Genomic DNA, 11188 nt, shown 5'->3' on the forward strand with positions numbered 1-11188 from the left:
GTCGTCCATGGCGTGGTGCATGCGCCCGGCCTCGGTGTCGATGGTCGCGGTGCTCTGCGCCATGGCGGCGACGCCCTCGCCCATGGCATCCACGTGGACGGCGATCTGCGCCACTTGGGCGTCGATCACGGGCAGCAGCCGGACCTGGGTCTCCATGGCCGCCACTTGCCGGCGCATGTCGTGCATACGCTCGGAGACGCGCACGAAATAGCCCGTCATTTCGTTCATCTGCGCGATGACGAGCCGGACCTCCTGGGTCAGGTCGTTGACGAAGTAGAGGTTGGACAGCGCCAGGAGCGCCATCAGCGCGCCGAAGACGCGGATCAGCCGCGCCACCGTGCGCGCCCGTTTCCCGCTGTCCGCCGCGCTGGCGGCGCAGTCGCGCTGCAGCTCGTCGAGCAGGAGCTCCAGGCGCTCGAGGCGGTCGCGGTCGGTGATGCTGGAGGTCGACATGCTCAGCGGAACGGGTTGAAGAAGTTGAACATGCGCATCGGCTGCGACAGGTGGTTCACGTCCGTGCCCATGCGGCCGACATTCTGCTGCATAAACTCGAACGACTGGCGCATGTCATGAACGCTCGCGGACAGGCCGATGACGGTGTCGTCCAGCGTGCCGAGATCGCCCGCCATGGACGCCACGTCGTTGGACATGAAGGCTACGCTGCCATGGATGCCATCCATGTGCCGCACCACCCGCGGCAGGGTGTCCACGTCGGCGCGCATCCTCGCCACCGAGCGCTCCATGGCCACCATGTCGTCGGCAATGTCCGCGAAACGGGTGTTCATTTCCGCGATGGCCGCGGTCATGCTCGGCACCTGCCGCGACAGGATGATGGTCAGGAAGGACAGGGACACCACCACGATGACGAAGGCCACCAGGGAGAGTGCGAACAGGCCCGTGATCCGGTTCTCCATGCGCGTCTGGCGCTCGTCCACTTGGCGCATCAGCGCCCCGAAGCGCTCCAGGGCGCGGTCGAGACGGGCGTCGTCATCCGGCTGCATCGGGTGCCCCGCGGTCAGTCGGGCGCGGTCGCGTCGGACATGATCGGCGGCGCGCCCGGCGCGCCAGCGCCGGCTGCCGTGCCGCCTGCCGCGGCGGGGACCGCCGCCGGACACCAGCAGCCATCGCGCCGCCGGCAGCGCTCCAGCATCAGCCGGGTGGCGGTGTCGTCCGGCCAGCGCTCGCCGACGGCGGTGAAGCCACGCTCGGCGGCATCCCAATCCTGCGCCAGCAGCGCCGCCAGCGCCCGCTCGTAGGCATCGATATACTCCGCGTGCCCGGGCGCGAGCGGGTGCTCGCGCCGCTCCACCAGCTCGAACAGCGCCAACTCCCGGTCGCCCGCCTCCGGATGCCCCGCCGGCAGCACGTCCAGGCGGCGGAACCAGAAGCCGTCGCCGGCCTGCGTGCGCGCCTCGCCGCTGACAATGATGCGAGTGCCGTAGCGACGGTTCAGGCGCCGCAGGTGCCAGCCCCGGGAGATGTTCTCGCCCACCGCGGTCCAGCTCATGTGCAGCTCCGAGCCCAGGGCGCCGACGATGCACGGCCCCGCGTGCACCGAGAACAGATTCTGCGGCGGCGCCACGCCGGACTCGTCCCAGTCCGCGAACATCTGCTGCTCCAGCTGCAGGCAGTCGAGCGCCGTCTCGCACGCGCGGGCAGCGCCGTCGTCGCAGTCCAGCGGCGCGCCCCAGAAGGCCAGGATGCTGTCGCCGAGATAGTTGTCCAGGGTGCCCTTGCGGCGCAGGATGACCCGCGTGAAGCTGTCCAGCGCGGTGCTCAGCAATGCGGTGATGCGCGCCGGCGGCAGTCGCTCGCAGAGCACCCCCAGCGCGGAGATGCCGGTGAAGAGGACCGCGAGCTGCCGCACTTCGGCTTGCGGGCGCACGGCCCGGCCAGACTCCACCAGCTGCGCGGCGACCCGCGCGGGCACGAACTTGATCAGCGACTCCAGACCCTGCGTCATGCGCCAGATGGCGGAGTCCATGATGCGGATCTCCTTGAAGCGCGAGCGCACCCGCTGCACCTGCCCGAAGCGCAGCGCGCGGATGTGCTCGGTGTTGGCAACCAGCCGGGTCAGGGGCTCGAACAGCCGGATGGCCAGCCAGGACACCGCGAACGCCGCCACCGCCAGCATGATCAGCGAGATCACCGCGGACTCGCTGAACAGCCGCGCCGCGGCGCTGAGCAGCGACGCCTCCGGCACCACGATGAACAGCGTCCAGTCCGAGCCGAGCCGATCCGGGAACGCCTGCCGGTGGGCGATGTAGCGGGCGCCGCCGGTCTCGGTCAGGGTGTACGCCACCTGGCCGTCGCCCGAGACGCGCGCCGTGCCCGCCTGCGAGCCGCGATAGGCGTCCACCAGCCAGCGGGCGGTGAGATCTTCGACCTGTGGCAGATGCTCGGCGCCCCCTTTGCCGGCGCCCGCACCATCGGCGGGCTGCCCGTCACCGGCGGCGTCCCCGGCGCCATCCGCGAGCTTCAGCCAATACGGAAAGGCCACCAGCCCACCGGCGGCATCCACAATAAGCGCCACGCCGCCCTTGGGCAGCCGCTGACTCGCCAGCAGCCCGGAGATGCTCTCCAGGGACACGTCGGCGCCGAGCACATAGCGCAGCCCACCGTCCGCGCCACGCACGGCCCGCACCAGCGTCACGCCGGGCCGATTGTCGGACGCAAAGCGGTAGACCTCGGAGATGTAGAGCGCCTGATGCTTGGCGCCGGCGTACCAGGGCCGCTCGCGCGGGTCGTACTTCCCGGCGCCATTGATATGCGCAATCGGGGTGAAATCGGCATCGCGGTAGATGATCCGCTCCCGCGGCTCGGCCAGCGGCCTGCCATCCGCGCCGGTGCGCTGGATGAACCGGGTGACCAGGTGCGGTGCGCTGTACAACTGCACGAAGTTGCCATCGGGATCGGCGACGTACAGGGACTGGACCTGCGGCACCAGCTCCAATTGCTTCGCGAACAGGCGGTAGAGCTCGTCGCGGCGTGCCGGCAAGCGCGCGTCATCGCTGTCGTGCAGCAGGGACACCGCGATCGCGTCCGTCTCCAGGAAGTCTCTTGCGTGCTCGAAGATGCCGATGGTGCGGGTGACGACCTTCTCGGACATCTCCGCGATGATGTCCGCCGACAGATCCAGCGACACCCGCGTCGCCCGGCGGTAGGCATTGGACGACACGCCCAGCACCGTCAGCACCAACAGCGCCAGGAACAGCAGGATGAACGCGGATCGATAGCTCAGCGAGAACATCGGCGACGCGCGCAACAGTCACAACACAGGGAGGCGGTAGTGCCCCACGACGAGCATTGGCCAAGCCGTAGCTGGCGTCAGCGTACTCGGCTCCGAGCGGGTTGCAAGCGCAATTGACCATCGCAGCGCACGCTGCTGCACACGGCAAAGGCCGATGCGCCGATGCCGCGCGTGCGGGCCATCGCGGCGGGGACGCCGCTCCCACGGCGCCGCGGCCGATGCGCCGGCACTTCCGTTGGTGGCGTGCCGGCCATATTGACTCCTGAATCAGCCAGAGCTGGCGTCCCGGCTCACTGGCGGCCCGGCGTAACCGGATCAATCATCGGCTCGGACGTCTCACATGCCTGGCATCCTCGCGCGCATCCGCAGTTCGCTCAAAACCTCCGCCGGCGATGTCGTCTTCGGGATGGAGGACGGGGCCGTGTCCATCTTCGGACTCGTCTTCGGCGTCGCCGCCACCACCGACCAGAACGCGCATGTGCTGGTGGCAGGCATCACCGGGGCCTTCGCCGCCGCCGTATCGATGATGGCGGGCGTGTTCATGGACCGGCAATCGGAAAAGGACCAGCTCCGGGTGAGCCTCGAGGACCTGCGGGCGCTCCAGGCGAGTGACCCAGCGGGCGTCACCGCGAGCGTCGAGACCAGGCTCGTCCGCACCGGGCTGGCGCCCGCGGCGGCCGCGCAGCTCGTCGCCGGGGTAAGCGCCCGCCCGGGCGGCCTGAAAGCGCTCGCCGAGGCCACGTTGCTGCCGCCACCAGCCGACGGCAAAGAGGACAGCGCGACCGCGCATGCATTGTGGATGCTGGTGTCGAACCTGTTCGCGTCCCTGCTGCCGGTGCTGCCGTTCGCGCTATTGCCGCTGGCAGACGCCCGCATCGCGTCCATCGCGCTCACCACCGTTCTGATGTTCGCGCTCGGCGTCTGGCGCGCCAAGCTCGGCCACCGGCACACCCTGTCCACGGCGCTCACCACCCTCGGCATCGCCGCCGCGGCCGGCGCCGTCGGCCTGCTCACCGGCCAAATCGTGCACGCCTGGTTCGGCGCCGCGTGATCGGCCCTCGCTCGACCAGCGTCGGCGGGTGAATCCGCGCGGCGGGGTGCACCGTGCCGCCGTGTTTGCAGAGGACATGGCGCGCCCTGGCAGTGGGAGCGCCGTCCCCGGCGCGATCCCGCGCCCCGTGGTCGGTCGCGGCGGGGACGCCGCTCCCACGACATGGGGCCGCGACAGGGGCAAGCGCGCTGCGGGGCCTCGACAAGTGCGCGCCGAGGCCGGCCGCCTGGCGGCGGCCTGGCCGTCTGACGCCGGCGAGCCCGGGAGGGGCTGGCGCTCGCGCGTCAGTCGTCGCGGTTGCCGCCGAGCAGGGCCGGGATCTCGCGGCGCCCATCGCGGCCCCGGCTCGGGCGGTTGTGGCGGGGGGCGCGGGGCTCGTCGGCCGTCGGCTTGCGGTGGACGTGGGCGTGCCTGGCGGGCTTCGCGGGGCGGTGCTCGGCGCTGTCCTGTGGGTGCCGGCGCTGATCGGCGTGCATCGGGCGATTGCCCTCGGCGGAGCGCTGCTGCTCGCCACCGTTGCGTGCGCGGCGCTGCCTGCCTTGGCGTCCGTCGGCCGCACCCTGCGCCGCGGCCTGCTCCGCACCGGGACGGGCGCGCCGGCGTCCGTGCTGCTCCTCGCCCTGCCGGCGACCTGCGTTCTGGTCGCCAGATCGTTGGCCGCCGGACCTTTGCCCACCGGCCCTGGCGCCGCCCGCACGTTGCCCGCCGCCGCGCTGGCCGCCGCGCAGGATGGGCTCGGCGGGGATGCTCGGGTCCGGCGTATAGCCGTCGAGCACGACCTTGGGCACCTCGCGCTTGAGCAGGCGCTCGATGTCGCGCAGCAGCTTGTGCTCGTCGATGCAGACCAGGGAGATGGCCTCGCCCGCGTTGCCGGCGCGGCCGGTGCGGCCGATGCGGTGGACGTAGTCCTCCGGCACGTTGGGCAGCTCGTAGTTGACCACGTGCGGGAGCTGATCGATGTCGAGCCCGCGCGCGGCGATGTCGGTGGCCACCAGCACGCGCACGTCGCCGCTCTTGAAGCCGGCCAGCGCGCGGGTGCGGGCGCCCTGGCTCTTGTTGCCGTGGATCGCGGCGGCGCTCAGGCCGTCCTGCTCGAGCTGCTGCGCGAGGCGGTTGGCGCCATGCTTGGTGCGGGTGAACACCAGCACCTGGCGCCAGTCGTTCGCGCCCACGAGGTGGCTCAGCAGCTCGCGCTTGCGATGGCGGTCCACCGGGTGCACCAACTGGCGCACGGTCTCGGCGGCGGTGTTGCGGCGCGCGACCTCGATGAGCCGCGGCTGGTTCAGGAGCCGGTTGGCGAGGTCCTTGATCTCGTCGGAGAAGGTGGCCGAGAAGAGCAGGTTCTGCCGCTGGCCAGCCGCCGGCAACAGGGCCAGCACGCGGCGGATGTCATGGATGAAGCCCATGTCGAGCATGCGGTCGGCCTCGTCCAGCACCAGGACCTCGATGCGGGACAGGTCGAGCGTGCCCTGTCCGGCGTGGTCCAGCAGCCGGCCGGGGGTGGCGACCAGGATGTCGACGCCGCGGCGCAGTTGGGCGATCTGCGGGTTGATCTTGACACCGCCGAAGATGACGGCCGAGGTCAGCGGCAGGTGCCGGCCGTAGGTGTCGACGCTCTCCTGCACCTGTGCCGCGAGCTCGCGGGTGGGCGCCAGCACCAGCGCGCGCACGGGGCGCGGGCCGCGGCGGCTCGGGTTGGCGGGCCGGGACGCCATCAGACGCTGCAGCAGCGGCAGCGTGAAACCGGCGGTCTTGCCCGTGCCGGTCTGGGCGCCGGCGAGCACGTCGGCACCAGTGAGGATGGTGGGGATGGCCTGACGCTGGATGGGCGTCGGCTCGGTGTAGCCCTGCTCGCGCACGGCGCGCAGGAGGTCTTCGCGAAGACCTAAGGATTCGAAGGACATGGAACGACTCCAGTGGCGCCCTCCCTGAGCTGCGTGGCACATCGGCACACGCCCGTGGGAGCCGGTCCGGGCTGGGTATAGGGCTTTGCTTGGCTGGAACGGGAGGCGCCGGGGATCGGTCCCCGGGCGGCAGCACGAACGGCTGAAGCGGGTTTCGGCGGCGCCGGTATCACCGGGGAGCCGCTGCGGTGCCGACCGGTCAGGCACCCGAAGGCGGCAGAGTAACAGAATCCGATTTCGGGCGTGCGGGATTCGGGCCGCAACGGCGGATGCGCTTCGCTGATCCGGCCTCCCATAACGGCTGCGCCAGACGCGCCGGCGTGGGAGCGCCACTGCCGTTTGTCGCGCGACGATGGCTGGGAGGTTGCCTACCGACTGGCAATGACTCGGAGCGTGACGTGCTGCCTTGCCGCCGGTCGCGGCACCAAGAGTGCCGCTCCCACAAGGCCGTAGGTCGGGTTACGCTATCGCTAACCCGACCTACACACGCATCTGCTGCGCCGCTGCGCCCTACGAGTTGCGGTCGCGCGGCGGCTTGCCACCGATGCGCTTGATGGCCAGCGGCCGGCCGCAGACGCGGGTCTTTTTCAGGTGCTGGAAGATCTCCTTGGGCATGCCGGCGGGCAGGTCCAGGGTGGTGTGGTCGTCGCGGATGTCGATGCGGCCGATGTGGCGGCCCTCGAGCCCGGCCTCGTTGGCGATGGCGCCGACGATGTTGCCGGGCTTGACGCCGTCGTCGTGGCCCACCTCGATGCGGAAGCGCTCCATGCCCTCGGCCGGCGGGCCGCGATGCTCGCGCCGCTCGGGCTGCTCGCGGTCGAGGTCGCGGTCACGGGCGCGATCGTGGTCCCGATCGCGGTCGCCAAAGCGACGCTCGCCGCGCTCGAAGCGGCGCTCGTCGCCCGGACCGCGCCTGTCGTCCCGCCCGCTGTCGCGCCTGTCGTCGCGCCTGTCGTCGCGCCGGCGGGCATCCCGCTCGGGACGTTCCTGTGCGCGCACCCGCACCGGCACCGCCGCCGCGTCGTCCCGGGCCGAATGCGCGGGTGGCAGGTCGCGCTCGACGCTCTGCGCCGGCGCCTCCTCGGCCGGACGGCGATAGGCCGGCTCACGGTGATCACGGGGCCGATCGTCGCGGCGGTCGCGCGAATAGCCACCACCGGCGTCGTGCCGGCCCCACCGCTGCCGTTCAGGCCGCTCGCCCTGGGGCCAGCCCCGCTCGGGCCGGTCGTCGCGGCGCTCCCGGCGCGGCGCACCGCGGTCGTCGTCGCGGCCTCGCCCGTCGCGGCGGCGCGGGTCGCCGAAGTCGCGCTCGCCGCGGCCCTGCGGCCGGTCGCGGTAACGGGGTCGGTCGCGGTCCCTGCCCTGCTCGCCGCGCCGGTCGCGCTGCTCACGGCGGGGCGGGCGCTCGGGTTCCGGCGGCAGCAGCAGCGGCTGCTCGCCGATTACGAGCCGCGCCAGGGCCGCGGCGATCTCGGCGGCGGGCACGTCGTGCTCCTGCTGGTATTGCTCCACCAGGCCTTGCAGAAAATCCAGCTCGCCGGCGGCCAGCGCGTCGGTGATGCGCTGCTTGAAGTCGGCGATGCGCTTGTCGTTGACCGCCTCGGTGGAGGGTAGCTTGAGGGGATCGATGGGCTGGCGGGTGGCCTGCTCGATGGCGCGCAGCATGCGCCGCTCGCGGGGCGCGACGAACAGGATGGCCTCGCCGGCGCGCCCGGCACGGCCAGTGCGGCCGATGCGGTGGATGTAGGCCTCGGTGTCGTAGGGGATGTCGTAGTTGATGACGTGGCTGACGCGCTCCACGTCGAGCCCCCGGGCGGCGACGTCGGTGGCGACGATGATGTCGAGCTGGCCCTGCTTGAGGTGCTCGACGATCTGCTCGCGGAGCTTCTGCGGCAGGTCGCCGTTGAGCGCCGCGGCGGCGTAGCCACGGGCCTCCAGGCGCTCGGCGAGCTCGATGGTGGCCGTCTTGGTGCGCACGAAGATCAACAGCGCATCGAAGGGCTCCACCTCCAGGATGCGGGTCAGGGCGTCGAGCTTGTGCAGGCCGCTCACCAGCCACCAGCGCTGGCGGATGGTCTCCGCCGTCGCGGTGCGGGCGGCGATGCTGACCTCGACGGGCTCGTTCAGGTACGACTGCGCAATGCGCTGGATGGCCGCGGGCAGGGTCGCCGAGAACAGCGCCACCTGGCGCGCCGGCGGCGTCTGCTCCAGGATCCACTCGACGTCGTCGATGAAGCCCATGCGGAGCATCTCGTCCGCTTCGTCCAGCACCAGCACCTCGAGCGCGTCGAGGTCGAGCGTGCCGCGGCGGATGTGGTCCATGACCCGCCCGGGGGTGCCGACGACCACGTGCACGCCGCGCTCGAGCTGGCGCAACTGGATGCGGTAGTCCTGCCCGCCGTAGATGGGCAGCACGTGGAAGTCCTTCAGCTCCGCGGCATAGCGCCGGCAGGCCTCGGCCACCTGGATGGCGAGCTCGCGTGTTGGCGTGAGCACCAGCGCCTGGGGCACGCGCCGGCCCACGTCCAGCCGCGCCAGCAGCGGCAAGGTGAACGCCGCCGTCTTGCCGGTGCCTGTGGGCGCATGGCCCAGCAGGTCGTGCCCGGCCAGCAGGTGTGGGATGGTCTGTGCCTGGATGGGCGACGGCGTCTCGTAGCCGACCCGGTCCAGCGCGGCGAGCAGCGCCGGCGGCAAGCCGAGGTCGCGGAAGGCCGGCTCGGCGTCGGGCGGCGCGGGAGCTGCTGGGGCCAGCTCATCACCGCTCGCGCCCTGAGGCGCTTCGGCGGACGCCTCTGCCACGGCATCGTTGGACGTGTCGGGCGTCTCGGGCGCTGGACGCGCTTCGCCGGCGTCGGCGGCCTCGGCAACGGCCTCGCCGCGGGTGGTGTCGGGATGGGTTTCGGAGCCGGCGTCGGACGCGCCGGTGGGTGCGGAGGCGTTCATGGGCGAGGATGCTCAGGTCAATCGAACAGTATACTCCCGGTGGGTCGATCACCGACAGCGCCATGCGACGCACAACGCCCTCAACAGACCTTGCCGGAGCACGAGCACACAACCATGCACATCTGGGTCGACGCCGACGCCTGCCCGAAGCCCGTCAAGGAGATCCTGTTCCGCGCCGCGGAGCGCACACAGACGCGCCTAACCCTGGTGGCGAACCAGCCGCTCGAGACGCCGCCGTGCAAGTGGATCAATAGCACCCGCGTCGGCGCCGGCTTCGATGTCGCCGATAACCACATCGTCCAGCACGCCGAGCCGGGCGATCTGGTGATTACCGCCGACATCCCGCTGGCGGCAGAGGTGGTGGCCAAGGGCTGCACGGCGCTGAATCCCCGCGGCGAGCGCTACACGCCGGAGAACATCCGCGAGCGGCTCAACATGCGCGACTTCATGGACACCCTGCGCGCCAGCGGCATCGACACCGGCGGGCCGTCGGCCTTCGGACAGCGGGAGCGGCAGGCGTTCGCGAATGCGCTGGACCGTTGGCTGGCGCGGGCACGCTCCGATGGCTAAACAACCCACTCGAACACATCTGCATCATGCGCTAAGCTCCGAGTGAACTCCGAGCACCGCGGGGCTTGATGCCATGTCCACCGCCGAGCGAGTCCGCGAGCCCAGCATCCGCGCCGACTATGCCGTCCGCGGCACCGACCACGACAACATCGTCTTCCTGCGCGAGGCGTCCTGGGACGACTTCCAGGCGCTGCTGCGCATGCGCGGGGAGAACAGCGCCCCCCGCCTCAGCTACCTGCGCGGCGAGGTGGAGATGATGAGCCCATCGCGCACCCACGAGTCCATCAAGTCCATCATCGGCCGCTTGGTGGAAGTCTATTGCCTGGAGCGCGGCGTCCGCTTCCGCACCCTCGGTGCCTGGACCCTGGCGTCCGCACCGGACGAGCGCGCAGCCGAGCCGGACGAGTGCTGGATCTTCGGTGATGCGGACGCGGACCGCCCGCACCTCGTCATCGAGGTGGAGTGGACCTCCGGGCGCATCGACAAGCTCGACATCTACCGCAAGCTCGGCGTCGCCGAGGTCTGGTGGTGGCGCAAGGACCAGCTGACGCCCTACGCCCTCGACGGCGAGCACTATGTCGCCCTGGACCACAGCCGCGTCCTGCCCGCGCTGGATCTGCCTCAGCTCGCGAGCTTTCTGGATCAGCCCACGGCCTATGATGCGATTCGGGCTTACCGTGCGGCCTTGGTGGGGTAGAAGCTCCACTACCCAAACGGAAACGCTGCTTAGGAACAACCAGGACGGCGGATGCGCTTCGCTTATCCGCCCTAGCACCCCGTTTCGCGCAGCAGGCGCGAACGGCCTGCTCGCCCGCGAGAGCGGCATCCCCGCAGCGATCTGCCGAGCCAGGGCGTCATCGCGCCGGGGACGGTGCTCCCACGTGGACGTCGGGCGCTGGGGTGAGCGCCGTGCAAGACCGGGTGTTATTGATCCTCGACGCGGATGCAGCGCACCATGCGCCCGTCTTGGAGCCTATGCTCGGCGGGATAGGCCGCCGCGCAGTCATCGATGGCCTGCGGGCAGCGCGGGTGGAAGTGGCAGCCGGCGGGCGGGTTGGCCGGTGAAGGCATGTCGCCCTCCAGCCGGATGATGTTGCGCCGATGCTCGGGATCAGCGACGGGCACGGCGGAGAGCAATGCCTTCGTATAGGGGTGGCGGGGGTTTTCCAGGATCTGCTCGGTGCTGCCCTGCTCGACGATGCGCCCGAGATACATCACCGCTACCTCGTGGGCCAGGTAGGACACCACCGAGATGTCGTGGGTGATGAAGAGGTAGCTTAACCCTAAGTCCTGCTGGAGCTGCTTCAGCAGGTTCAGGATCTGCGCCTGCACCGAGACGTCCAGCGCGCTGGTGGGCTCGTCGCAGACGATGAGCTTCGGCTCCACGGCCAGCGCGCGGGCGATGCAGATGCGCTGGCGCTGGCCGCCGGAGAACTCGTGCGGGTAGCGGCCCATGGCCTGCTCGCCGAT

8 protein-coding genes and 1 pseudogene are annotated in these 11188 nt (G+C 71.0%); 3 read left to right on the forward strand and 6 right to left on the reverse strand.

Annotated features, from left to right (window positions below):
* The 3 genes from LJE69_RS12570 to LJE69_RS12580 form a co-directional block, all read right to left on the reverse strand.
* Positions 1–453, reverse strand: a 453-nt coding sequence (locus LJE69_RS12570) for a hypothetical protein (RefSeq protein ID WP_296925500.1), incomplete at its 3' end; no start/stop codon positions are given.
* Between the two features lie 2 nt (positions 454–455).
* Complete coding sequence (locus tag LJE69_RS12575) at positions 456–1001, reverse strand: hypothetical protein (protein ID WP_296925502.1); 546 nt, start codon at positions 999–1001, stop codon at positions 456–458.
* A gap of 14 nt (positions 1002–1015) precedes the next feature.
* Positions 1016–3250 carry an adenylate/guanylate cyclase domain-containing protein gene (locus LJE69_RS12580; protein WP_296925504.1) on the reverse strand — a complete coding sequence of 745 codons (2235 nt, stop codon included), beginning with the start codon at positions 3248–3250 and terminating at the stop codon, positions 1016–1018.
* A 340-nt stretch (positions 3251–3590) separates the two neighbouring features.
* Between LJE69_RS12580 and LJE69_RS12585 the strand changes: the two genes are divergently transcribed.
* Positions 3591–4301: a VIT1/CCC1 transporter family protein gene (locus tag LJE69_RS12585; RefSeq protein WP_296925506.1), complete on the forward strand. Its 711-nt coding sequence runs from the start codon at positions 3591–3593 to the stop codon at positions 4299–4301.
* Between the two features lie 746 nt (positions 4302–5047).
* Here LJE69_RS12585 and LJE69_RS12590 read toward each other — a convergent pair.
* Together LJE69_RS12590 and LJE69_RS12595 are read right to left on the reverse strand one after the other, a co-directional pair.
* Positions 5048–6205, reverse strand: a pseudogene (locus LJE69_RS12590) (DEAD/DEAH box helicase); the annotation flags it as partial.
* A 510-nt stretch (positions 6206–6715) separates the two neighbouring features.
* Entirely contained in the window at positions 6716–9148 is a 2433-nt protein-coding gene (locus LJE69_RS12595) for a DEAD/DEAH box helicase (protein WP_296925508.1), read from the reverse strand.
* Between the two features lie 114 nt (positions 9149–9262).
* Here LJE69_RS12595 and LJE69_RS12600 point away from each other — a divergent pair, with 114 nt between their 5' ends.
* Positions 9263–9718, forward strand: coding sequence for a YaiI/YqxD family protein (locus tag LJE69_RS12600; protein ID WP_296925510.1), 456 nt, complete (start codon positions 9263–9265; stop codon positions 9716–9718).
* A 73-nt stretch (positions 9719–9791) separates the two neighbouring features.
* Positions 9792–10415 carry a Uma2 family endonuclease gene (locus LJE69_RS12605; protein WP_296925512.1) on the forward strand — a complete coding sequence of 208 codons (624 nt, stop codon included), beginning with the start codon at positions 9792–9794 and terminating at the stop codon, positions 10413–10415.
* A 227-nt stretch (positions 10416–10642) separates the two neighbouring features.
* On the opposite strand, the gene LJE69_RS12610 is transcribed toward LJE69_RS12605, so the two are convergent.
* Positions 10643–11188: ABC transporter ATP-binding protein (locus tag LJE69_RS12610; RefSeq protein ID WP_296925514.1), on the reverse strand; the 546-nt coding region annotated here is incomplete at its 5' end.

Source organism: Thiohalocapsa sp. (genome assembly GCF_022340605.1).
Taxonomy (GTDB): Bacteria; Pseudomonadota; Gammaproteobacteria; order Chromatiales; family Chromatiaceae; genus Thiohalocapsa.